This window comes from Hymenobacter lapidiphilus (assembly GCF_013377885.1).
Classification (GTDB): Bacteria; Bacteroidota; Bacteroidia; order Cytophagales; family Hymenobacteraceae; genus Hymenobacter; species Hymenobacter lapidiphilus.
The window spans coordinates 118,043-141,566 of the sequence record NZ_JABKAU010000007.1 but is presented as its reverse complement, the minus strand read 5'-3'; the positions used below and the strand labels follow the sequence as shown (position 1 = coordinate 141,566).

At 61.3% G+C, this 23,524-nt stretch carries 14 protein-coding genes; 5 read left to right on the top strand and 9 right to left on the bottom strand.

The window, feature by feature from the left end; all coding sequences use genetic code 11:
• The first annotated feature begins 80 nt into the window (after positions 1–80).
• Positions 81–311 carry a hypothetical protein gene (locus tag HW554_RS05625; protein ID WP_176907600.1) on the top strand — a complete coding sequence of 77 codons (231 nt, stop codon included), beginning with the start codon at positions 81–83 and terminating at the stop codon, positions 309–311.
• A gap of 840 nt (positions 312–1,151) precedes the next feature.
• Here the strand turns inward: HW554_RS05625 and uvrA are convergent.
• On the bottom strand, positions 1,152–4,307 hold the full coding sequence (uvrA, locus tag HW554_RS05620; protein WP_246285118.1) for an excinuclease ABC subunit UvrA: 3,156 nt from the start codon (positions 4,305–4,307) through the stop codon (positions 1,152–1,154).
• A 388-nt stretch (positions 4,308–4,695) separates the two neighbouring features.
• Here uvrA and HW554_RS05615 point away from each other — a divergent pair, with 388 nt between their 5' ends.
• Entirely contained in the window at positions 4,696–5,187 is a 492-nt protein-coding gene (locus HW554_RS05615; RefSeq protein WP_176907598.1) for a hypothetical protein, read from the top strand.
• Between the two features lie 117 nt (positions 5,188–5,304).
• On the opposite strand, the gene HW554_RS05610 is transcribed toward HW554_RS05615, so the two are convergent.
• Entirely contained in the window at positions 5,305–6,951 is a 1,647-nt protein-coding gene (locus HW554_RS05610) for an FAD-dependent oxidoreductase (protein WP_176907596.1), read from the bottom strand.
• A 133-nt stretch (positions 6,952–7,084) separates the two neighbouring features.
• Between HW554_RS05610 and HW554_RS05605 the strand changes: the two genes are divergently transcribed.
• Positions 7,085–7,333, top strand: coding sequence for a hypothetical protein (locus tag HW554_RS05605; RefSeq protein ID WP_176907594.1), 249 nt, complete (start codon positions 7,085–7,087; stop codon positions 7,331–7,333).
• Positions 7,334–7,379: 46 nt separating this feature from the next.
• Here HW554_RS05605 and HW554_RS05600 read toward each other — a convergent pair whose 3' ends face one another.
• Together HW554_RS05600 and asnS are read right to left on the bottom strand one after the other, a co-directional pair.
• The gene (locus tag HW554_RS05600) at positions 7,380–9,083 is read right to left on the bottom strand and encodes an LIC_10190 family membrane protein (RefSeq protein WP_176907592.1); all 1,704 of its coding nucleotides are present in this window, start codon (positions 9,081–9,083) and stop codon (positions 7,380–7,382) included.
• A 214-nt stretch (positions 9,084–9,297) separates the two neighbouring features.
• The gene (gene asnS / locus HW554_RS05595; protein ID WP_176907590.1) at positions 9,298–10,704 is read right to left on the bottom strand and encodes an asparagine--tRNA ligase; all 1,407 of its coding nucleotides are present in this window, start codon (positions 10,702–10,704) and stop codon (positions 9,298–9,300) included.
• Positions 10,705–10,963: 259 nt separating this feature from the next.
• Here asnS and rpoN point away from each other — a divergent pair, with 259 nt between their 5' ends.
• A complete protein-coding gene (gene rpoN, locus HW554_RS05590) occupies positions 10,964–12,553 on the top strand; it encodes an RNA polymerase factor sigma-54 (protein ID WP_176907589.1) in 1,590 nt (529 codons plus the stop codon).
• 217 nt (positions 12,554–12,770) lie between these two features.
• On the opposite strand, the gene HW554_RS05585 is transcribed toward rpoN, so the two are convergent.
• On the bottom strand, positions 12,771–15,800 hold the full coding sequence (locus HW554_RS05585; RefSeq protein ID WP_176907587.1) for a M16 family metallopeptidase: 3,030 nt from the start codon (positions 15,798–15,800) through the stop codon (positions 12,771–12,773).
• Positions 15,801–15,962: 162 nt separating this feature from the next.
• On the opposite strand from HW554_RS05585, the gene HW554_RS05580 reads away from it, so the two are divergent.
• Positions 15,963–16,358, top strand: a complete 396-nt coding sequence (locus HW554_RS05580; protein WP_176907585.1) for a hypothetical protein — start codon at positions 15,963–15,965, stop codon at positions 16,356–16,358.
• 89 nt (positions 16,359–16,447) lie between these two features.
• Here HW554_RS05580 and HW554_RS05575 read toward each other — a convergent pair whose 3' ends face one another.
• From HW554_RS05575 to HW554_RS20590, 4 genes are all read right to left on the bottom strand, one after another.
• Positions 16,448–17,860, bottom strand: coding sequence for an MFS transporter (locus HW554_RS05575; RefSeq protein WP_218134600.1), 1,413 nt, complete (start codon positions 17,858–17,860; stop codon positions 16,448–16,450).
• A gap of 89 nt (positions 17,861–17,949) precedes the next feature.
• A complete protein-coding gene (locus HW554_RS05570; protein ID WP_176907583.1) occupies positions 17,950–19,746 on the bottom strand; it encodes an alpha-amylase family glycosyl hydrolase in 1,797 nt (598 codons plus the stop codon).
• A 149-nt stretch (positions 19,747–19,895) separates the two neighbouring features.
• Positions 19,896–21,791, bottom strand: coding sequence for an alpha-amylase family glycosyl hydrolase (locus HW554_RS05565; RefSeq protein WP_176907581.1), 1,896 nt, complete (start codon positions 21,789–21,791; stop codon positions 19,896–19,898).
• 338 nt (positions 21,792–22,129) lie between these two features.
• Positions 22,130–23,488 (bottom strand): DNA/RNA non-specific endonuclease, encoded by a 1,359-nt coding sequence (locus HW554_RS20590; protein ID WP_176907579.1) that lies wholly within the window; start codon positions 23,486–23,488, stop codon positions 22,130–22,132.
• Positions 23,489–23,524: the final 36 nt, after the last annotated feature.

The following is a 23,524-nucleotide window of genomic DNA, read 5'->3' as shown; positions in this document are numbered from 1 at the left end:
ACGTGTTTCACCCTCTTGGCGGGCAGCCTTGTCTGCGCAATAGTAATCACCCGTTTTACCAACCTTCACCTTTTCAACCTATGAAATTTCGGCTTCTTTCTTTCCTGGCTTTGGCCGCCACTCTCTCGCTGAGCAGCTGCAATACTGAAACCCGCACCGATGGTACCGCCGGCGAAGCAGTGAGCGACCTTGATGCTGCCGTCGACGATGGAGGTGTGAAGGCCGATGCGGTCGTAATCGATAACAGCGCCGGCCCTACTGTAACTGCCGATGCCGACTCTGCTCTGGCTGCTGATTCTGCCGGCCAATAAGGGGCCTTACTTGTAGCAGCAATGCCTTAAGAAAGGCGCTTGTTGTCAGGTTGCTGACTACCCTCAAGGTATCTGAAGATTCCGGAGTAGTGGCCCAATTAGGGGTAGCTAATTCGAGTTGAGGAGGGCAAAGGACAGCGAAGCCCCTGCAGCATGCTGACAAACGTATGCCGCAACCTGAATTTCTAAAATACTGATAATCTGGCCGAATGGCCCGTGTTAAACAAGCAAGGCCCGCTTACGGAAGTAAGCGGGCCTTGCTTGTTTGGCTTCTGTATAAGCGCATAAGTCAGCTGTAGCTCGGAGCTACTTCGTGCCTGTGGTGCCAGCACTGGAATAGTCTAGGCCGATGCGCCCCATAAAGGTGGAGCTATTGGCTGCTGCCCGGCTGCAGGCCAAGCGGGGATTTCGGCCGAGCGGCCGTGCTGGCCGAAGCATTCTGCGCGCTTTTTTCTGGCTTTAGACTGGCAAGAGTGGCCGTAGGGGCGGGCTTGTTTGGAGTGGTTGGGGCTGACTTGCTGGTACCGGATTTTGCAGGTCCGGTAATGATGGCAATAGCGAGCAATGCAGGGAAAACAAGAACTTTCATAGGGCAGGAAGAGGAATAGAAGCCCTCAAACTAGGAAAATATCTGTGGCTTAGCAAATATCTATCGATATGAATTTTACAAACAGGTAAGTACTCACTCAGTTATATAATGCATTCGTAGTGCGTGTTCCTTGCCGATTTTACAGCTAAAAGCCATAGCTGTTGCCTATTCTACAGTTCTGGCTTCCGTAAAAACGAAGGGCCAGCTACTTCGAGGTAGCCAGCCCTTACGCTGAAAAATGTGGGGTTCTATTACGCCTCCTCGTATTTGCTGGTGCGCAACTCCTCGGCCAGGAAACGGGCCGTGTGGCCTTTGCCTGCCTTGGCCACGGCCTCGGGTGTGCCCTGAGCCACAATGCTACCGCCGCCGCCGCCGCCCTCTGGACCAATGTCGATGAGGTAGTCGGCCACTTTGATAAGGTCGAGGTTGTGCTCGATTATTAGCACAGTATTGCCCTTGTCTGCGAGTTTGTGCAGGACTACGGCCAAATGGTTGATGTCCTCGAAGTGCAGGCCGGTGGTGGGCTCGTCGAGGATGTAGAACGTTTTGCCGGTGTCTTTCTTGCTGAGCTCGGTGGCCAGCTTTACGCGCTGGGCCTCACCGCCCGAAAGTGTGGTGGCCTGCTGGCCCAGGGTCAGGTAGCCGAGGCCTACTTCGTGCAGGGTCTGAATTTTGCGCAGGATGCGGGGCTGGAACTCGAAGAACTCCACGGCTTTTTCCACCGTCATGTCGAGCACGTCGGTGATGGACTTGCCCTTAAAGCGCACTTCCAGCGTTTCGCGGTTGTAGCGGCGGCCTTTGCAGGTTTCGCAGGGCACGTGGACGTCGGGCAGGAAGTTCATCTCGATGGTGCGGATGCCGGCCCCCTCGCAGGTTTCGCAGCGCCCGCCCTTCACATTAAATGAGAACCGGCCGGGCCCGTAGCCCCGGATTTTCGACTCGGGTAGATTGGCGAACAACTGGCGGATTTCGGTGAACACGCCGGTGTAGGTGGCCGGGTTTGAGCGCGGCGTACGCCCAATCGGCGACTGATCCACCTCAATCACCTTGTCGATAAACTCCAGCCCCTCAATCTTATCGTAGGCCAGCGGCTCGCGCTTGGCCTTGAAAAAGTGCTGGTTGAGGATGGGGTACAGCGTATCGTGGATGAGGCTGGACTTGCCCGAGCCCGATACGCCCGTAACGGCCACCAGCTTGCCCAACGGGAACTTGGCCGTCACGTTCTTGAGGTTGTGGCCCTTGGCGCCGCGCAGTACCAACTCGTTGCCTTCGCCCTTGCGCTTTTTCTTGCGCAGCTCGATGTGCTTGGCCCCGCTCAGGTACTGCGAGGTGAGCGAGCCGGAGCTAAAGATTTCGGTGGGCGTGCCTTGGGCCACGATGTGGCCGCCGTGGATGCCCGCGCCGGGGCCGATGTCGAGCACGTGGTCGGCGTGCATAATCATGTCCTTGTCGTGCTCCACCACAATCACCGAGTTGCCCAAATCGCGCAGGTGTTGCAAGGCCTTGATGAGCCGCTCATTGTCGCGCTGGTGCAGGCCGATGCTGGGCTCGTCCATGATGTAGAGCACGCCCACGAGCTGGGTGCCGATTTGGGTGGCCAGCCGGATGCGCTGGCTCTCGCCCCCGCTCAGCGTGCGCACCGAGCGGTGCAGGTTCAGGTAATCGAGGCCCACTTCGAGCAGGAAGCCGATGCGTTTGCGGATTTCTTTGAGCAGCTCGCGGGCAATCAGGTTCTGGCGCTCCGAGAGGCGGTCTTCGAGGCCCACGAACCAGTCAGCCAGTTCGTTGAGGTCCATTACCGACAGCTCGCCGATGTGCTTGCCGTCAATTTTGAAGTGCAGGCTTTCCTTTTTGAGGCGGTAGCCGTGGCACTCGGGGCACTCCTGGGCCTGGGTGTACTGCTGAATCCACTCGCGGATATTGTCCGACTCGGAGTCCATCTGGCGGCGCAGAAACGGGATGATGCCCTCGAACGGCTCGGCGTAGCCAGGCTGCTTGGAGTCGTCGGCTTCTTCCTCGGTAATACCGTAGAGCAGGTGCTGGAGAAGATCAGTGGGTAGCTTCTGCAGCGGCGTGCTCAGGCTGGCCTTGTTGCGCTTGAGCAGCTGGCCCAACTGCTGGAAAATCCAGATGTCGCGGTAGTCGCCCAACGGCGCGATGCCGCCGCGGCTGATGCTCAGCTTGAGGTCGGGCATCACCGTTTCTTCGGTTATTTCCTGCACCTGGCCCAGGCCGTTGCAGGTGGGGCAAGCACCGTAGGGCGAGTTGAAGCTGAACGTGTTGGGCGCCGGATCGTCGTAGGCAATGCCTGTGGCCGGGTCCATCAGGAAGCGCGAAAAGAACTGGGTATTGTCTTTTTTCTTGCTGTCGGGGTCGAGCACGAGCATGGTGCCCTTGCCCTGCGTCAGGGCGTTCTGCACCGAGCCCGAGAGCCGGAACCGGTCGTCCTCCTTCACCACGAGCCGGTCAATCACGATTTCGATGTCGTGAATTTTGTAGCGGTCGACCTGCATTTTGGGCGTCAGGTCGAGCAGCTCGCCATCCACCCGCACCTTGGTAAAGCCCAGCTTGGCCACCTGCTGAAACAGCTCGCGGTAGTGGCCCTTGCGGCCCTTCACCACGGGGGCCAGCACCACCAGCTTACGCCCGTCGTACTCTTTCAGGATGTAGTTGATAATCTGGTCGTCGCTCTGCCGGATCATTTTCTGGCCCGTGGCGTAGCTGAAGGCCTCGGCCGTGCGGGCGTAAAACAGGCGCAGAAAGTCGTAAATCTCGGTGATGGTGCCCACCGTGGAGCGCGGGTTGCGCGAGGTGGTTTTCTGCTCGATGCTGATAACCGGCGACAGGCCCTCGATTTTGTCCACGTCGGGCCGCTCCAGCCCGCCCATAAACGAGCGGGCGTAGGCCGAAAACGTCTCCATGTAGCGGCGCTGCCCTTCGGCGTAAATCGTATCAAACGCCAACGACGATTTGCCCGAGCCCGAAATGCCGGTGAACACCACCAGCCGCCCCCGCGGTATCTGCACCGACACGTTCTTGAGGTTGTGCTCGCGCGCGCCATACACCTCAATGTAGGGTGCCTCCAGATCGGCTGGCCCGAGCAACTGCCCACCAACAGCGTTGCGGTTTTCCAGTACGGTTTCGCTCACTACTTCACTACGCGAAACGGCCTGCACGGCCGCCGTGGTGTGGTGGCCGTTGCCCTCGGCTACGGCCGCCGCCGCCAAAACAGCATCGGCGCCGGGCTGGCTGGCCTTGGCGACCTTACCCGCCCGGGCAGTTTTGGCAGGAGCCGGTTGGGTGGTCGTTTCGGCTGGGGAAGTCGATTTGGCTGCCCGGCCGGCCTTGGGAGCCTGAGCGGTTTTGGTAGCGGAAGGAGCAGAATCGGCAGTCGTTTTTTTGGCCATGCGGCAGCGGAGCGGGATAAGTCGGCAAAGGTAAAGCAAACGCGGCCCGATGGCTAATGCGAATAGCTTTTCAGTCAGGCAGTTTCGGCGGCCGGCACCGCGAGGGCAGCGGCCAGATGGAGCATAACAGCCGAAGCCGTCGGTTTGTGCCCGGCCGCCTGAACTTCTCGGCTCAGCCAGCCCGGCTGCCCGGCTGCGGGGTACTTCAGCGGTTCAACGAAGCAGCCACATACAGCAGCTGTTTATGAAGCCGTCATACAGTGGCCGAAACCAAGTTGGTTTCATTTTTGCCAACTTTCCCGCCAAAGCCCCGGCCGCCAGTGTTGGCGCCCCCGGCCAGGCTGCCAACACTGGCGGTGCTTTCCTTCCACCTCACCATTTCAGTTGTATGCGTACTTCTTCCAAATTCCTGCTCACGGCTGCACTAACGGCCTCTTTGGCTGCCTTCAGTCTGCCGGGCCAGGCGCAGGTAATCGTTAATGTAAACCCGCCCAGCTGGGGGCCAGCCGTGCCCAGGGGTACGCAGTACTACTACATTCCGGAAGTGGGCGGCTATTACGACCTGCGCGACCAGCAATACGTGGTGCGGCGCGATGGCAAATGGAAAAAACTGAAGACCATCAATGGCTACGCTACCAACTCGTTTCACCCGGTCGTTATTAATTACGTGGGGGCGCAGCCTTGGGTGCTTATCCAGGAGCATCGGGTGAAGTACCCTAAAAAGGGCCATCCGCACGGTATGCCTCCCGGCCAGGCCAAAAAGGCCCGGCCTGTGTACGTAGTACCCGCTGGCACGGCCGTATACGTGCAGGAGGGCAAGGGTAAAAAATATAAAGCCGCTAAAGGCCACGACAAGAACCACGGCAAAGGCAAGCATTAAGGTAGCTCCAAGCAGCAAAGTGCTCTATAAAAAGTGAGTCGGTTTCTCTGCGGAGAGGCCGGCTCACTTTGTCTTTGGCAGTAGGGTTGGCGCAAAAAGGCTGTGCCATCTGTAGCGTTAGCTGTCCAGCAGCCTGGCCCACCTGGTTTTGCGGCGGGCGGCGGTGGGCGTTGGCATCTGGCCGCGGCGCAGTAGTTCCATAATCACCAGCATGTCATCGTCGCGGCCCATTGCGGCGGCGGCTACCAGGCGGTTACGGTGGGCATAAAGGGCCAGGAACTCGTGGCGGCGCACATCGCCGTGGAAGATGATTTCGTCCCACTCGGTGGCGTGGCCGGCGTAGCGCAGGCTTTTTCCGAATTGCTGAGTCCAGAAGAAGGGTACCTCTAAAAAAGCTGTTTCGTGGCCCAGCATGTTGCGGGCGGCGCAGGCCCCGTGTTGTTGGGCCAGTCGCCAGTGCTCGATGCGGTGCTGCCCGAGTCCGGCGGCCAGCGGAAACAGGGCCACGTCGCCGGCGGCATACACATGCTCGGCTGCCTGCAAATGCGCGTCCACGCGCAGGCCCCCGTCTTTTTCCAATTCGAAAGCGTCTGCCAGAAACTCGGTGGCGGGCCGCACGCCCACGCCCAGTACTACCAGGTCGGCGGGCAGGCGCTGGCCCGAGGCCAGCTGCACGGCCGTTACGCGGCCGTTTTCGCCCTCCAGGGCCTGTACTTCCGCTTCGGCCTTAAACCGCACGCCGTGGCGGCGGTGCAGGTTGCGGAACATAGCCCCGATCTTCGGCCCCAGCACTTTCAGGAAGGGTTCTTTGTCGCGGGCTATTACCGTGATGCGCCGCTCTGTATTGCCCGACGCCTCGTTTTCAGCGGCCAGGCTGGCGGCGGCTTCCATCCCGATAAAGCTGCTGCCGATAATAACTATGTGCCTGGCCTCAGCAGCGGCTTCGCGAATCCGAGCAGCATCCTGGGCCGTGCGTAAGGGTAGCACGCCAGTTAAGTCGTGACCGGGCAGTTGGGGCAGGGTGTTGGGTTGGCAGCCGGGGGTCAGCAGCAGTTTATCGTAGTGTAGCGGGTCGCGGCCCGCTAAGGTCAACTGCTGCTTGGTCGGGTTGAGGCCGGTAGCGCGGGTGTCGGTCAGCACTTCAATGCGGTGCTGCTGGTAGAAGCTGGGCTGGCGCAATGGCAGGGCTTTCTTATCGGCTTTGCCAGCCAGAAAACCCTTGCTGAGCTTGGTGCGGTCGTAGGGAGTGGCCGGGTCGGCCCCAATCAGCACCAAGCGGCCGCCAAAGCCCTCGGCGCGCAGTGTTTGGGCGGCAAACTGCCCGGCGGCTCCGGCTCCCACAATAACGAAGGTGCGCTCATCCGTTGCGGCGCGGTCGGGGGCTGGTGGGGTGCCGCCAACCAGGGCAGTAGGGGTGGCGTCGGGGCTTTGGGCGGCAGCGGCGGGTTTGGCGGGTAGCGTTACCCACACCCGGCCGTCGGCCACGCGCACGGGGTAGGTGGGCAGGTCGTCAAGGGCCGGAGGCTGGCACAAATGGCCGTCATCTACCCGGAAGCAGGCATGGTGCCAAGGGCAAATGATTTGGTCGTTGATGATGCGGCCTTTTTCGAGCGGTGCGCCATAGTGGGGGCAGCGGGCCGCGAGGGCCCGGTATTGCCCCTCGCGGCGCACCAGCAGCACTTCGGTATCGGGCGTGGCGGGGTAGGCGCGCATTTCGCCATCCTGGAGGGCGTCGGCGGGAGCAAGGTTGATTTCGGAAGGCATGGCGGCGGGGGGATTGGTGTTTATGCCAACGCGCCGAAGTAGAGCCGGGTTATAAAATCTGGCTGCGGCCCAGTTCCCTCATCCGGCCGCCTTGGGCGCGCGTACAAGCAGAACTCACCAAGTATCTCCTGCTATGTCTGCTCCCTATCAACCCATCAGCTGCTCGTTCTACGACGAGCTGGAGGCCCGCGCCACCACCGGCCAGCCCTGTACCCTCACTTACCGCACCGAGCCCGACACGCCACCCAGCACCTACCACGGCATCATTCGGGACCTGTATATTCAGGATAAAGTGGAGTGCCTACGCCTAGCCGATGGCTTCGAGCTACGGCTGGATAACATAGTGGCCGTGGATGACAAGGAGCTGCGGAATTACTGCTGAGAAGCTCCGGACGCTGAAGAATCCAGCCAGCTGCATCGCCCCATCATCATCTTATCTCCGGCCCGCGGCAGAAGCCCTGGCTGGTGCGGGGGCCGCGCCAGTGCAAATCGGGCGGCAGGGAGCCGGCGGCGCAGGGCAGGGGGGCGTTGTTGCAGCGGGAACCGTGATTCGGCATGCCCAGCCGTATAACCCGACCTTCGAGCCGGGCACTCACCACATGCGGCTCCGCGTAGGGAGCCGGCTGAAGCCAGGTAGCAAACTGAAATTTGCTGATTTCGTGGCGCAGCCCGTTCAGGCCGTATGCCAGCGCCAGCGCCAGTGTGGCCCCTCGCAGCCACCGGCTGCCGGGCAGTCCCTCAGCCAGCAGCCCTGCCCCCAGTGCTGCTGCTCCAATCAGGTAGCCATACCCGAACCGGAACGCCGGCGCGGTAGCAAACCACAGCCCGCAGCAGGCCAGCAGCAGCCCAAACAGAACGAGGGATGACTGGTGCTCCCTTGCCCGGCCCAGCAGGTGCCGCACCGCCAGCACCAGCGCTAAGGCACCTATGGCCAGAGCCAGAAACTGGTCGTGGGAAGCCTGTTGCCGCCACCAGAACGGCAGCCAGATGGCCAATGGCTTCAGGCCCCCGCTGGCCCAGTCGCCAGCGGGCCAGCGGGCAAAGTGTCTGATTTCCAGGAGGTCGAATAGGGCTTGGGCAGTAGGTATGGTCCAATCAAGCGGCAAGCCGGCCCAGGGGGCCAGTGGGTACACCAGGTAGCCCGAAAGCAACACGTTGCGCCCCAGCCAGGGCAGTGCTACCACGGCTCCTGCCAGCGCTATCAGCCCCAGCAGGCGCGGTGCCGGAAGGCCCTTGGGCCGCAACTGCCATAGCGCAAAACCCAGCGGCAGCACCAGGTAGCCAGCCGAGGCCTTGCAGGTTACGGCGGTAGCCAGCAACGCCGCCAGCAGCCCGGCTTCGGCCCGGCTCAGCAGCGCCGGGCCACCGGGGGCCAGCAGCTTTTCTAGCAGCCAGCCCAGCACAAGCAGCGCCAAAATGGTCACGCCGCTGTCGGGCGTGGGTGATGAAACCCAGGGGCGAAAAGCAATGAAGACGAAAACCAGGCTGAAACTGCTGTACACCGCCAGCACCGTCGACGGTTGGGGCCGGGCCAGCTGCCGGGCGGCATAGCTGATCAGCAGCACGAACCAGAAACTACCCGCCACCTGCTGCCCCAGCGAGGCCCAGGGGCCGTTGGCGCGGGTACTAAAAAAGCCCGTGAGCAGGTGCAGGTGCGAGTTGAAGGCCAGTCGACCGTGCAAATTGCCCAGGCCCGGCACTACCGGGTAAGTCTGCAGCCATTGTACCGTCTGGGCATGATACAGGCCGGTATCAGCTAAAATAGGCCGCTGCACGGCGTGTAGCAGCAGCAACGCCCCAAACACCAGCACCAGCAACACGGCACCAAACCAGCCCGGTTTCAGCCATGCTGTCTGTCGCTCCGCCCACAAGGTCTGCCGGGCCGCGGCCGGTGGTTTCAGCCAGTGCCAGAGTCCGTAGCCCCCTACCGACGCAGTTATGCCCAATTGCACGGTCGGCCCAATGCTCGCCCCAAACGAGAGCAATGCCAGCAGCCAGCTCAGGCCCGCCAGCCCACTGGCCAGCAGCAGCTCGGGCGGCAGCGTGCCGGCCAGCCGTTGCCCCAGCAGCGCCCGCCCCAGCCCGTAACTCACGCCCGCCACCCACAACCACATCAGAAGCACCAGCAGCATATTCTTTGAGCTAGTAGCCGACAGCTTTTAGCTGGCAGCTTGTTGTGTTGATGATGCGGGAAGTCTTCCGCAAAGCGCAGAGCGAGTATATGCCGGCCTGGGTACTCTTAAAATCAACAACGGCCGCCTTCGCTAAGCAAGGCGGCCGTTGTTGATCGTCCACAAAATCTGTGAACAGCAGGACAGCGAAGCTAAACCCGCTAAAATCCGTGGTTTAAAACTCCGCGCTGCCGGGGAAGCGGGGGAAGGGGATGACGTCGCGGATGTTGGCCATGCCGGTGATGAAGAGGATGAGGCGCTCGAAGCCCAGGCCGAAGCCGGCGTGCGGCGCGGTGCCGTACTGGCGCAGTTCCAGGTACCACCACAGGTCCTGCTCGTGCACCTGCATGGCGGCCATGCGGTCTTTGAGCTTGGTCAGGTCCTCTTCGCGTTGCGAGCCGCCGATGATTTCGCCGATGCCGGGGAACAGCACGTCCATGGCGCGCACGGTTTTGCCGTCGTCGTTAAGCTTCATGTAGAAGGCCTTGATATCCTTGGGATAATCGGTCAGGATAACGGGCTTCTTGAAGTGCTTTTCCACGAGGTAGCGCTCATGCTCGCTCTGCAGGTCGGTGCCCCAATCTACCGGGAACTCGAACTTCTGCTTGGCTTTCTTGAGGATTTCCACGGCCTCGGTGTAGGTCAGGCGCTGGAAATCATTGTCGACCACGAACTGCAGGCGGGTCAGCAGCTCCTTGTCGTACTGCTCGTTGAGGAACTTGAGGTCGTCTTCGCAGTGGGCCAGGGCGTAGCGGACGAGGCTTTTGAGGAAGTCCTCGGCCAGGTCCATGTTGTCCTGCAGGTCGTTGAAGGCCACTTCGGGCTCAATCATCCAGAACTCGGCCAGGTGGCGGGCGGTGTTGGAGTTCTCGGCCCGGAAGGTGGGCCCGAACGTGTACACCTTGCCCAGGGCCATGGCGGCCACCTCGGCCTCCAGCTGCCCCGATACCGTCAGGTTAGTTTGCTTACCGAAGAAATCCTGCGCGTAATCGACGCCCGATTTGTCCTCGGTAAGCGGCGCGTTCTGGTCGGGCAGCGTGGTTACGCGGAACATCTGTCCCGCGCCCTCGGCGTCGGAACCCGTCACGATAGGCGTGTGGACGTAGTAAAAGCCGTGGTCGTTGAAGTACTGATGCACCGCGAAGGCCATGGCGTGCCGGATGCGCAGAATGGCCCCGAACGTGTTGGTGCGGGGGCGCAGGTGGGCAATGCCGCGCAGGAATTCGAGCGTGTGGCCCTTCTTCTGCAGCGGATAGGTGGTGGTATCTGCCGAGCCGTACACCGTTATTTCGTCGGCCTGAATTTCTACGGCCTGCCCCTTGCCCTGCGAGGCTACCAGCTTGCCGCGCACGGCAATGGCCGCCCCGTTCTCCACGCCGTCGGCCCGCAGCTTCTCCTCCGGAAACTGCTCGGCGTTGGCTACCACCTGAATGGAGTTGAAGCCCGAGCCGTCGTTGAGGGCAATGAACTGCACGTATTTGTTGCCGCGGCGGGTGCGCACCCAGCCTTTCACCAGCACCTCGCGGTCGAGGTCTTGGCTACGCAGCAGGTCCTGCACGCTGGTTTTTCGGAGGTCGGACATAGTAGGAGTCGTAAGTAGAGCGCAAAGGTAGAAGAAACCGTCTGTCATCCTGAGCACCGCGCAGGACCTTATCCTGCAAAGGCGAGTCGTTGCGCCGATTGTGCGAATGGAATAGGGCCCTTCGCGGCGCTCAGGATGACAGACGGTTCCGGTTGGCAGCATAACCCAACTTTTCCGGTTCAATTCAAGTACAGAAGGGCTACATTTGGCTTACCTACCCCCGTGCCGAAAACCCGGCGGGGCGTACCGTTTTTGGCGTATGCAACGACTGGACATGAAGCAGCTTCTTTCGCAGAAGCTGAGCCCCCAACAGATTCAATTTATCAAGCTGCTCCAGATTCCGACGGCTGAGTTGGAGGCGCGCATAAAGGAGGAGCTGGAAGTGAACCCGGCCCTGGAGGAAGGCGAGGATGAGCCGGAGGACGAATTCGACGACCTCGACAGCGGCGACGACGATGCCGATGACGACTACGACGACCCCGACGCCGCCCTCGATAACCCCGACAACACGCTCGACGAGGACTACGACGGCGACCAGCGCGACGAGCAGCCCGAAGTAGAGCTGCCTGTAAAGGAAGAGCAGCCGGAGGCCCCCGAATCGAGTTCAGAGTCGGAAGACCTCGACCTGAGCGACTACCTCAACGACGACGAAATAGCCGGCTATAAAATGCAGGGCGACGGCCCCGGTGAGGACGACGACGGCCGCGAAATGCCCCTGGCCGACACCAGCGGCTCGCTCATGGACAACCTGCTCAGCCAGCTCGGCTTTTCGGGCCTCGATGAGCGGCAGCAGACCATCGGCCGCCAGCTCATCGGTTCCATCGATGGCGACGGCTACATCCGCCGCGACCTGTCGGCCATTGCCAACGACCTAGCTTTCTCGCAGAACCTGGAAGTAAGCGTGCCCGAAGTGGAGGGTGTGCTACACGTAGTACAGACCTTCGACCCGGCCGGTATTGGCGCCCGCGACCTGCAGGAGTGCCTGCTGCTGCAGCTGGAGCGCCGGGTGCAGGAGGAGGCCGTAGAAAACGCCGAGCGCATTCTGCAGGACACCTACGAGGAGTTTACCAAGAAGCATTACCAGCGGATTCAGCAGAAGCTCGACCTCGAAGACGACGAAATAAAGGAAGCCATTGGCCTCATTCTCAAGCTGAACCCGAAGCCGGGCGGCAGCGGGCCGGTAGGCGGCGGCAAAATCCAGTACATCATCCCCGACTTCCTGCTCAGCCACGATAACGGCCAGTTCAACCTCACGCTCAACACCCGCAACGCCCCCGAGTTGCGCGTGTCGCCGGCCTACACCGAGATGTTCCGGGCCTACGACAAGGCCTCGAAGAAGGACAAGAAGATGAAAGAGGCCGTGACGTTCGTCAAGCAGAAGCTTGACTCGGCCAAGTGGTTTATCGACGCCATCCGGCAGCGCCAGAACACGCTGCTGCGCACCATGGACGCCATTGTGCGCTACCAGCGCGAGTTCTTCGAGGAGGGCGACGAAAGCAAGCTGCGCCCCATGATTTTGAAGGACATTGCCCTGGAAATCAGCATGGACATCAGCACCGTGAGCCGGGTGGCCAACTCGAAAGCCGTGCAGACGGAGTTCGGCATCTACCCGCTCAAGTACTTCTTCTCCGAAGGCATTGCTACCGATTCGGGCGAGGATGCCAGCTCGCGCGAGGTGAAGTACATCCTCAAGGAAATCATCGAGGGCGAGCAGAAGAAAAAGCCCCTCTCCGACGATAAGCTGGAGAAGATGCTCAACGCCCGCGGCTACAATATTGCCCGCCGCACGGTGGCCAAGTACCGCGAGCAGCTCAACATACCGGTGGCGCGTCTTCGCAAGGAACTGTAGAAGTTATAGGGGCTGTCCAGAGAGTTGTTGATACTAATGAGAACGTCATGCTGAGCTTGCCGAAGCATCTCTACCGCATTAGTATGTGATTACCGCTGCGGTAGAGATGCTTCGGCAAGCTCAGCATGACGGTTAGCTGATCAACCCGGCACAAACGCAAAAGGGCCCGGCTCGCACTGTGCGAGCCGGGCCGTTTTAGTTGGCGTCTGGCCAGGGATTAGTCGTTGTCCTTGTCTTTATCGCGCTTGGACTTCTTCTTCTCCTTTTTGCCTTTGGCGCTCTTGGTCACCACCTTCGTTTTCTCTACATCCATGCTGGGGGCCATTGCCTCGGGTGTAGCCGTAGAGGTGGCGACGGCCGACACGCGGTTGCCGTCGTTGTCGAGTTCCACTACCTCGTAGCCGAGTTCCGTCAGGCCGGGGAAGGCTTTGGTTCGGTCGCCTACCACTACAATGTACATGTTGTCGGCGGGCAGATACTTCTGGGCAATGCCCTGCACATCCTCTTTCTTGAGGTTGCTGAGAATCTCGCTCTGCTGCTTCACATAGTCGAGGGGCAGGTCGTACTCCATGAGGCGGCTCAGAAACTGGGCCTTCTGCTGGCCCGTTTCGTACTTGAGCGCATCGCTCTGGCCCACCGAAGCCTGCAGGAACTGCAGCTCCTCATCGGTGATACCGTTGCGGTAGCCCTTGATTTCCGACATAAACTCCTTCACCGAGGCCGCCGTAGCATCGGCGCGGACACCGGCCGAAGCCGTGTACGGACCGGCGTAACGGGTGCCCTGGAAGCCCGAGCGGGCGCCGTAGGTGTAGCCCTTGTCTTCGCGCAGGTTCAGGTTGATGCGCGAGTTGAAGGCGCCACCGAGCAGGTAGTTGCTCAGGTAGGCACGGTAGTAGTCGCCGGTAGCGTCGTAGGTGAGGGGCGAGAGGTAGCCCACCCGGATTTCCGACTGCGCGGCCCCGTCCTTGTTCACGAAGTAGATACGCGTCTTATCGGGCTGAGTGGCCATTTCGCCGGCCGGCAGGCTAATCTGCTTCTGCTGCCAGCCATTCAGGAAGCCTAGCTGCTTGGTCAGCGTGGCTTGGTCTACGTCGCCGGTGGCTACCAGGTAGCTCACGTTGGGCGCGTAGTAGTCCTGGTAGAACTTCTTCACATCGGCGAGCGTGATGCTGCTTACCGTGGCGGCCGTGCCGCTGGAAGGCACGCTCATAATGTCGGCCGGGTTGTACACCAGCCGGTCGAAGGTTTTGTTGGCGATAAGTACCGGCTGGGTTACTTGGTTGGCAATGCCTTCGAGGGCCTGCTTCTTGATGCGGGCGAAATCGGCCTCATTAAAGTTCGGGTGCATGAGGCGCTGCTCCAGCAGGGCCATGGTGGCGGGCAGGTTTCTGGTCAGGCTCTGCACGTACACCGTCGTGTTGTCGTCGCCGGCTCCTACCCGGATGGCGCTGCCCAGCTTATCGAGCTCGGCGCTGAACTGCTCCGACGTGTACTTCTCGGTGCCTTCGTTCATCATGGCTGCCGTAAGGGCGGCAATGCCGGCCTTGTTACGGTCCATCTGCTCCAGGCGGCGGCCGCCGCGCATCGTCAGCAGCATGGTGGCCGTCGGAATCTCGGTGTTCCGGTTGCCCATCAGGCGCAGGCCGTTATCCAGCTTGCTCTGCCATACCACGGGCACCTGTACCAGCGGCGCGGCACCCGCCTTGGGCTGCTTGCTGCGGTCGAAGTTGTCGGTCGGCTTGGTATAGGTAAGGCCGTCGTAGCCGTAGTTGGGGGCCTTGTAGCCATCCTTGGAAGCCGTGAAGTTGTCGGGCTTGAGAGGAGCAATCGTGCCTCCTTTGGGTACCACGCTCAGGATAACGGCTTTCTTGCCCTTGATGTACTGGTTGTATACCCGGTTCACGTCGGCCGGCGTTACGGCCCGCAGGGCTTTCATGTCCTTAACCAGGCGGTTGGGGTCGTTGTAATAGGTCTGGTAGGCAGCCAGCACGCTTACCTTGCCGCTCACGCTGGCCAGGCCATTTACTACCTGCGCCTCGGTGCTCGACTTGAAGCGGGCCACTTGCTCGGCGGTTGCGCCGGTGCGCTCAAATTCGGCCAGGGAGCCGCGGGCTACCATTTCGAGGCTGTCGAGGCCTTTGCCGGGGAAGGGCAGCATCACCATGGTAAACTCGCCGGCCAGCTCCGAGGTGGAGTTGTAGGCCTGGGCCTGCACGGCGCGCTGAGGCTTGATGAGGTTCTTGTAGAGCAGCGAGTTCTTGCCCTGGCCAATAATTTCAGCCAGTGCGTCGAGGGCACTCTCGTCGGGGTGGCCGCTGGGCACGGTCGGGAACACCATCTGCAACATCGGGAAGCGGATGTTGTCCTGGTAGCTCACGTAGCGGTCCTGGCTCAGTACCGGGGCCGCCAGCTTCTGGGCCGTTACGGCGGGGCCCTTCGGAATGGAGCCGAAGTACTTGGCTACCATCTGCAGTACCTGCTGGGGCTTCACGTCGCCGCCCACTGTGAGGGTCGCGTTGTTGGGCCCATACCAGCGCAGGAAGAAGTTTTTCAGGTCGTCGACGTTGGAGCGGTCCAGGTCTTCGAGGTAGCCAATGGTGAGCCAGCTATAGGGGTGGCCGTAGGGGTAAAGCGTCTTCGAGACGTTCTCGGAGGCCAGGCCGTAGGGGCGGTTGTCGTAGTTCTGGCCCCGCTCGTTTTTCACGGTCGAGCGCTGCACCTCAAACTTCTTCTGGGTTACGGCATCCAGCAGAAAGCCCATGCGGTCGGCTTCGAGCCAGAGCGCGGTTTCGAGCTGGTTGCTCGGTACGGTTTCGAAGTAGTTGGTCCGGTCGCGGTTGGTGGTGCCGTTGAGCGTGCCGCCGGCCGAAGTAACGAGCTTGAAATGCTGCTCGTCGCCCACGTTGTCGGAGCCCTGGAACATCATGTGCTCGAAGAAGTGGGCAAAGCCCGACTTGCCAATCTGCTCGCGGGCCGAACCTACGTGGTAGGTGATGTCGACGTGGGCTAGCGGGTCGGAGTGGTCCTCGGTTACCAGCACCGTCAGGCCGTTGGGCATCACGTACTTTTCGTACGGAATCACCAGCTCACCGGGCTTTTTGGTGACTTTCTCCACCAACCGGGCGCCACCGGGCAAAGAGCTGGCGGTGCTGGCTTTGGTAGTAGGAGCGGGTTTTTTCTGAGCCAGAGCCGGCTGAATCGATAGCGTGGCGCCGAGGCCCAGCAGCAACAGGTGGTTGCGCGTCATAAATCGGTAGGAATGAAGTGGAATGGATTACGGGGGGAAGATACGCAGGGAAGGACAAATCTGTAGGCGCCGGAGTTGCATTGCTACAGGAGTGGGCTGTACTGTTCGGATAGTGTGCGCCTCCGGGCGTACCTTTGCCCCATTGCCTGCCAGCCCCTTCCAATGTCCGTTGCCGACTACGTCCTCATCTCTTACCGCTCCGATTTACGGCTGCTGATTATGCGCTGGACGCGGGTAGCCACCTCCACCGAGCACCGGTCCGGTTACCAGGAGGCGCTACGCGTGGCGCAGCCGGTGCAAGCCGGCCGCTGGCTTATCGACCTGCGTAGCCGCGGCCTGGCCGACCCCGCCGACCTGGTCTGGATACTGCACGATTTTCGGGTTGAGCTGCAGGCGGCTCTGCCCGCCGCCGTGCGCCGCATTGCCTACTTCACCACGCCCTACCACGCCGAGCTGCTCATCCCCCGCCTGCAGGAACTGAACACCGTAGCTGCCGCCGAGCTCGAAATTCGGGTGTTTGTGGAAGAAGCATCCGCCTACAGCTGGCTGACCGGGTAGCGCCCGCTGCCTCCGCAACGAGAGAGGCCTGCCCTGCTAAGCTTATACGCTCAGCAGGGCAGGCCTCTCTCGTTGCTTTACCTCTTACCTCACAGCCGCGGGTCGGTTTCTACCGGAGCATCATAGCCTGCGCCCTCCAGGGCCACGGGGCCGGCGGCCGGCAGGCGAATATCGTCGTCGTCGTTGACGCGCAGCGTGAGCAGACCCGCAATAATCATGGAGCAGCCGCCCAGCACCAGCGTGTACACTGCTTCGCCGTGGAACACATTTTTGGTGAAGAAGCCCAGAATAAGGCCCGCCACGATTTGCGGAAGCACGATAAAGAAGTTGAAAACGCCCATGTAGTAGCCCATTTTGTTGGCCGGCAGTGCTCCGGCCAGCATGGCGTAGGGCACGCTCAGAATAGAGGCCCAGGCAATGCCCACACCCACCATCGAGAGCAGCAGCATGTTGGGGTCCTGAATGAACACGATGGAAATCAGGCCCAGGCCGCCGGCCACCAGGCACAGTAGGTGCGTAAAGCGGCGGCTGGTAGCGCGCGCCACCGCCGGCAGCAGCAGCGCCGCAATGGCCGATACGCCGTTGTACACCGCGAAGCAGATGCCCACCCAGTCGGCGCCCTCGTTGTAGAGCTTGGAGGTGGTGTCGGTGGTGTGGTAGATGTGGCTGGTAACGGCGGGCGTGGTGTAAATCCACATCGAAAACAGCGCCAGCCAGCTGAAAAACTGCACCACAGCCAGCTGCACCATCGTTTTGGGCATGTTGAAGATACCGGCAAACGACTCGCGGATGCCGTTCCAGAAACCGGCTGTGCGGCGCTTTTCCTCCTCAAATTCCTCCAGATTATCCGGCGGGTATTCCTTGGTGTTGAACACCGTCCAGAGGACGGCCGCCAGGAATACGGCCCCGCCAATGTAGAAGGCATACTTCACTGACAGCGGAATCTGGCCGGCCGGGGCCGTGTTGCTGATGCCGAACCAGTTGGTAAACATCCAGGGTAACGACGAAGCCACTACAGCGCCCACGCCAATAAAAAACGTCTGGGCCGCGAAGCCGGTAGTGCGCTGCTCCGAGGGCAGCAGGTCGCCCACCAGCGCCCGGAACGGCTCCATGCTGATGTTGATGCTCGAATCCATGATCCAGAGCATGCCCACCGCCATCCAGAGCGCCGTCACGTTGGGCATTACCAGCAACGCCAGCGAGGCCAGAATGGCCCCCACCATGAAGTACGGCCGCCGCCGCCCCCACTTCGGGCTCCAGGTGCGGTCCGACATGTAACCGATAATCGGCTGCACCAGCATACCCGTAAGGGGCGCGGCCAGCCAGTACAGGGCTATTTCGGTGCCGCCCAAGGTTTCGAAAATGCGGCTTACGTTGGCGTTCTGCAACGCAAAACCGAACTGGATGCCCAGGAAGCCGAAGCTCATGTTCCAGATCTGCCAGAAGCTCAGGCGGGGTTTGGCGCGGGTATCAGCCGAAGCGGTGGCGGTGGGGGAGGCCATGGGGTTGAGGGAATTTAGGGGTTGGGAACGGGCGAAGGGAGTAAGTAAGAGGAACGTCATTCAGAGCGCAGCGAAGAATGACGTTCCTCTTACTTCTTGATTTCGAAAATATGGCTGCTTTGCGGAGCCAGCGTAACGGTGCTGCTACTGCCCGTAGTACCGGCCGGGGCGAGCAAATCGGTGTAGGTGAGCGGCTGGTCGGCGGGCAGGCGCAGGCCCTCGCGCAGGGCGGCCGGTAAGTTCAGGTCGAGCGTGTGGGTTTGGTCGGGGCTGAAGTTGACGATGACCAGCAGCGTTTCGGCGTCGGTGTAGCGCAAGTAGGCGTACACGCGCTCGGCGTTGTAGCCGGAGTTCTGGGCCGCCAGCGTGCTTTGCAGCTCGTAGAAACGGCCCTTCCGGATGGCCTCGCGCTGGCCCGAAAGCGTGAGCAGGCGCACGTAGAACGCGTGCAGCTGCTTTTGCTCAGCGCTCAGCTGGCCACCGTCAAACTTGCCGCCGTTCAGCCATTTCTGGTGCTCGGGCACGCCCCAGTAGTCGAAAATAGTGGTGCGGCCATCTGCCCCCGAGAAGCCCTCGGAGTTCAGCGCCGGCTCGCCCACATCCTGCCCGAAGTAGAGCATGACCGGGCCGGTGCCCAGCGTGGCCGAAACCGTCATGGCGGGCAGGGAGGCGCGGGCATTACCAGCGAAATCGGGGCTGGCAATGCGCTGCTCGTCGTGGTTTTCCAGGAAGCGCAGCATGTGGCTGCCGAAGCCGCGGCTTTCCTCGCTCCACACTTTAGTAATGTCGCGGGTGGTGCCCTCGTTGCGGGTCAGGCGGCGCAGGCCATCGTAGAGGCCCACTTTGTCGTAGAGGTAGTCGAAACCGCCCTGCGTGATGTACATCTGGTAGGTTTTGGCGTCGTAGGCTTCGCCGATGAACAGCAGGCTCGGCTTCACCTTCTTCAGCTCCGGAATCACCCAGGCCCAGAACTCAACCGGCACCATTTCGGCCATGTCGCAGCGGAACCCGTCCACGTCCTTGCGGGCCCAGAACACCAGAATGTCGCGCATCTTCCCCCACGTATCCGGAATCGGGTCGAAATAGGATTGGCGGTTGTTCTGGTAGTCGACGCCGTAGTTGAGCTTGGTGGTTTCGAACCAGTCGTTGACGCTGGGCGCGGCCGCGAAAACGTCGTTGCCGGTGGCTTTGGCGGGGCTTTCCTGGTATTTGCCGTCCTTCTGGGGGCCGGGCTGACCGCCCAATGGGGTATAGTCGGCGGGCACCACGAAGGGCTGGCCGGGCAGGTAGTAGAAGTTGTTGCTGGCCTTGAAAGCCTGGGTTTTGTCGTCCTGCTCGCCCAAATCCACTACGCCCGCCGGCTTGGCATCCGATTTATAGCTGCGGGCTATGTGGTTGGGAATGAAGTCGATAATGACTTTGAGGCCGTTGTTGTGGGTGCGCTTCACCAACGCCTCGAACTCGGCCATGCGCTTGGGCACGTTAACGGCCAGGTCGGGAGCCACATCGTAGTAGTCCCGGATGGCGTAAGGCGAGCCGGCGCGGCCCTTTACCACGTCGGCGTCGTCGGCCGGGATGCCCTCGTAGGCGGTGAGGGTGGCGTGGTCGAGCACGCCGGTGTACCACACATGGCTGACACCCATGCGTTTAATGGCCTGCAACGCCTGGTCGTTGATATCGTTGAACTTGCCGACGCCGTTTTCCTGCGCGGTGCCGTAGGTTTTGTTGGTCGTGTTCTGGTTGCCGAACAGGCGCGTCATCAGCTGGTAGATGATGAGCTTATGGTCCTGGGGAGCTTCTTCGGTGGTATTAGCGTCGGGCGGAAGCATGGCGGGTTTTTGAGGCGAGCAGGCGGCAAGCGCGAGGAGTAGGAGGAGGCGTTTCATTGTTCTGATGGGGTTTTCTCGCAGAGGTACGCGGGCTTTTGGCAAGCTGTTCAGTATCCGAAAAAGGCTCTCTGGGAGGAAAGATCTTTAAAAACGATGGAAAGAAGTAGCGAATGGCCATGTAGCCCGGACACCAGAACAACCCTAAACTACCGTAATTCCACCACCCAGGCGGTAGCAGCCGGAACGGTAAACGACTTCAGATTGGACAGCACCGCGCCGGTGGTTACCTCCAGGCCCGACGAGAACCCGCCCGTGCGCTCCGCAAACCGGGCCCCATCGAGCGTGCGGGCCTCTTTGCTGCCGTTGAGAATAACCATTACCGTGCCCTCGGGCGCGTAGCGGAAGTACACGTACACGCCATCCTGCGGGATAAACTGCATCAGCTTGCCGCTGTGCAGAAAGGCATGCGACTTGCGGTACTGCGCCAGCTTACGCACGTAGTCAAATGCCTCGCCGGGCTGGCCGGGGCGGCTTTTGAAGTAGTTAAGCGAGTCGCCCGCGAAGCCACCGGGGAAGTCGGCGCGCACCAGGCCGTCGGGGTTGCTGAAGTTCTTCATCAACACCTCGGTACCATAGTAGAGCTGCGGGATGCCCCGGGTCGTCAGCAGCCAGGCCAGGCCCATTTTGTAGCGCGCGAAGTCCTCGCCGATAACTGAGTAGAAGCGGCTTACGTCGTGGTTGTCGAGGAACGTGACGTTGCGCGAGGCATCCTCATAGAGCCAGTCGCCCTGCAGCGACTCGTAGAGCTTGAGCATGTTACCCGACTTTAGGGCGTCGTGCAACGCGAAGCTCGACTGGAAATCGAGCACCGAAGGCAGGTTGGCCTTGAACCCATCGACGGGCTGAAAAATGTTGCGGGCGAAGAACGCCTGCTGGGCCGTGCTGCCCACCCAGGCCTCACCGAACAGCGCCAGCAGTGGGAATTCCTCCTGCATGGCCCGGCCCCAATCCATCAGGAACTTCGGGTCGGAGTAGGGAAATGTGTCGATGCGGTAGGCGTCGAGGCCGGTGTATTCCACCCACCACAAAAAGTTCTGAATCAGGTAGGTAGATACCAGCGGGTTAGCCTGGTTCACGTCGGGCATCGTGGTATCGAACCAGCCCTGGTTATAAAGCTTCCGGTCGAGGACGGAGCCGTAGGGGTCGTTGAGGGCCGAGGCGTTGTAATTGCTGCGCGTGAAGCCCGGCCACTGGTTGAACCAGTCGGGCGCGGGCTGGTCGAGGAACAGGTAGTTCTTCGAGCCCATGTGGTTGAGCACCACGTCGTGCACCACTTTCAGGCCGCTGGTATGGGCGCGCTCCACAAACTGCCGGTACTGCTCGGTGGTGCCGTAGCGGCGGTCGGTGTTGTAGTAATCGGTAAGGGCGTAGCCGTGGTAGCTGGCCTTGGGCATGTCGTTTTCCACTACCGGCGTCAGCCACAGTGCCGTAGCACCCAGGTCTTTGAAGTAGTCGAAGCGTTGCTCGATGCCGGCCAGGTCGCCGCCGTGGCGGCTGTACATCGAGTCGCGGGCCACTTTGGGGGCGCGCATGTCCTTGATGTAGTCGTTTTTCGGGTCGCCGTTGGCAAACCGGTCGGGCATCAGGAAGTAGATGAAATCCTGCTGCGTGAGGCCCTGCACTTTCGTGTCGTCGCCGGGCGTGGTGCGCTGCTTGAGTTCGTAGTTGTAGCTGAACTTTTTGGCCCCCTTGAAATCGAGCTGCAGCCGGCCGGGCTGGGCGTCGGGGGCAATGGTGAGGTGCAGCATGAGGTAGTTGGGGCTGGCCAGCTGCTGCACGCTGTCGAGGCGCACGCCGGGGTAGGCGCGCAGCGCGGCCGTGGCCGCCCGAATGCCGGGGCCATGCACGAGCAGCTGCAGCTTGGGGTTTTTCATGCCCACCCACCAGAACGTGGGGTCGATGCGCTGGATGGGGGCGGCTTTGGCGGCGGCGGCGGTTACAGTGGGGGCAGCGGCCGGAGCCGGGGCTCCCAGCGCCGGGGAAGCGGCGGCGGTGGCCAGCAGCACACCCGCCAGTAGCGGCCTGAAACGAAATGGGAGCATAAGCACAAAGGGAATTGGACAGAAAGGCTGCCAAGTTACGGCCGGAACGCCCGGAGAAGATAATGCTGAACTGAGCGGAAATTGTGTCCTGTTGACCGATTTTTGGTGCTTCGGCAAGTCTGCAGGGTAACTACGCGCTGGCCAGGCACGCTGGAAACGAAAAAGCCCCGCCGCCTTTAAACCAGGCAACGGGGCTTCGGGAACGGGCCGGCACTGGTGCCGAGACTCGGCAGTAGTAGCAAGGCCGTCAGCAGGCGGGTGAAGAAAGTAGCTGAAAGAGCCTGGAGGCGGGAAAGTCAGGAAGGAAAAATCAGGACACGCAGGTAGGCTAGGGCACCTTAGTTGGTCGGGCCGTTGTCGACCTTGGCTTCCACCACCTGCTGCACGCTGGTGGGCAAAGCTGAAAGCACGTCGAGGCCGGTGGCCGCCTCAATGGCATCGATGCTGGTGCGGTACTGGCCCCAGTTGCTGGTCGTTCCCTGCTGGTTGGGCGTATCGATGGCGATGATGCGGGTAGCAGTCGACACACGGCTCACGTCGTTGCTGCCAACGGGCAGCACCACGATAACCTTCCACACGCGGGCCGGCACCTGGATGCGACCTTGGTCGATGGTTTCGAAGTAGCCGGCCGAGCCAGTGCCGCCGCGGCCATAAACGCCCATGATGATGTAGAGCTCGTTACCCTGGTCCATGAGCGTGCGGGAGTAGTTTTCCAGCGCCGCCCAGGTGATTTGGTTGTTGTTGGGCGACTGGGGAATCATGTTGGTCATCAGGAACGTGGCCGAGTTGGCGGCCACGGTGCTGGTGCGGTCCGCGGAGGGGCAGTTGTGGCCACGGTCGAAGCCGGAGCCACTGTAGCTGGTGCCCTGCACCTGGTACCAGCCGGCGGGCAGGGTATTGTCGGCCCGGAAGTCATCCTGGCGGGCGGCGGCGCCGCGCCAGCTGGCATCCAGGTGCCAACTCACCCAAGTAGGAGTGCCCCGGTCACGGTGGTAGCTCAGCGCATACTGCGGCTTATCGAGCAGGTAGTTGGTGGTCATGCTAACGTTGGTCGTAGCCCCGCTGGGGTTACCCATGGTCAGGTGCTGGTTGTCGCCAGCTACGGGCGGTGGTGGCGGCGGCGTGGTTCCGCCGTATTGCTCCACCGTGATGTTATCGAAGTTGAGGCGGTTGGTGCCACCCGAGGTCTTGCGGATTTGCAGCCGTACCGTGCCGGTCAGGTTCACGTTTATGGAGGCCGTGCTAAGCGCGGTGCTGCTGGTGGTGATGGTGACGCCCTTCTTGATGAAGGTGCCGCCGTTCTGGCTGGCCCACAGCTCCCACTGCGACGTGGCATCGGTGCCGTATTTGGCGTGCTGCACCGTCACGACGCCCGCGCCGGTAGTCAGGTCGAAGTTGGTGGCCAGCGAACCGGTATTGCGCACCCGCGCCGACATCGTGCCGGTTTTGCGGTCGGAGGTGGTGTTGCCCAGCAGGGCATCGTTCAGCGTCCAGGAGCCCGAGCCCAGCGTAACCGAGCCGGTAGTGTAGGCGGTTTTGGTGCCGGTTTCAAATCCTTCGGGGAAACCGGCGCTGCTCACATCGGCCACCGTTGTTGTGGCAGCAGCGGTGGGGGTGGGCAGACTGTCGTGCTGGGCGCAGGAGAGAACCGAAAAGCTGAGCACAAAAGCGGTCAGCCAGCGCAAAGATTGCTGCATACAGGAGGGGTGTGGGATGGAGAAAAGAACGATACG

Excerpts from the sequence above, each read along its gene's own strand:
- HW554_RS05625 (WP_176907600.1), top strand. The coding sequence starts at position 81 with ATGAAATTTCGGCTTCTTTCTTTCCTGGCTTTGGCCGCCACTCTCTCG.
- uvrA (WP_246285118.1), bottom strand. The coding sequence starts at position 4,307 with ATGGCCAAAAAAACGACTGCCGATTCTGCTCCTTCCGCTACCAAAACC.
- HW554_RS05615 (WP_176907598.1), top strand. The coding sequence starts at position 4,696 with ATGCGTACTTCTTCCAAATTCCTGCTCACGGCTGCACTAACGGCCTCT.
- HW554_RS05610 (WP_176907596.1), bottom strand. The coding sequence starts at position 6,951 with ATGCCTTCCGAAATCAACCTTGCTCCCGCCGACGCCCTCCAGGATGGC.
- HW554_RS05605 (WP_176907594.1), top strand. The coding sequence starts at position 7,085 with ATGTCTGCTCCCTATCAACCCATCAGCTGCTCGTTCTACGACGAGCTG.
- HW554_RS05600 (WP_176907592.1), bottom strand. The coding sequence starts at position 9,083 with ATGCTGCTGGTGCTTCTGATGTGGTTGTGGGTGGCGGGCGTGAGTTAC.
- asnS (WP_176907590.1), bottom strand. The coding sequence starts at position 10,704 with ATGTCCGACCTCCGAAAAACCAGCGTGCAGGACCTGCTGCGTAGCCAA.
- rpoN (WP_176907589.1), top strand. The coding sequence starts at position 10,964 with ATGCAACGACTGGACATGAAGCAGCTTCTTTCGCAGAAGCTGAGCCCC.
- HW554_RS05585 (WP_176907587.1), bottom strand. The coding sequence starts at position 15,800 with ATGACGCGCAACCACCTGTTGCTGCTGGGCCTCGGCGCCACGCTATCG.
- HW554_RS05580 (WP_176907585.1), top strand. The coding sequence starts at position 15,963 with ATGTCCGTTGCCGACTACGTCCTCATCTCTTACCGCTCCGATTTACGG.
- HW554_RS05575 (WP_218134600.1), bottom strand. The coding sequence starts at position 17,860 with ATGGCCTCCCCCACCGCCACCGCTTCGGCTGATACCCGCGCCAAACCC.
- HW554_RS05570 (WP_176907583.1), bottom strand. The coding sequence starts at position 19,746 with ATGAAACGCCTCCTCCTACTCCTCGCGCTTGCCGCCTGCTCGCCTCAA.
- HW554_RS05565 (WP_176907581.1), bottom strand. The coding sequence starts at position 21,791 with ATGCTCCCATTTCGTTTCAGGCCGCTACTGGCGGGTGTGCTGCTGGCC.
- HW554_RS20590 (WP_176907579.1), bottom strand. The coding sequence starts at position 23,488 with ATGCAGCAATCTTTGCGCTGGCTGACCGCTTTTGTGCTCAGCTTTTCG.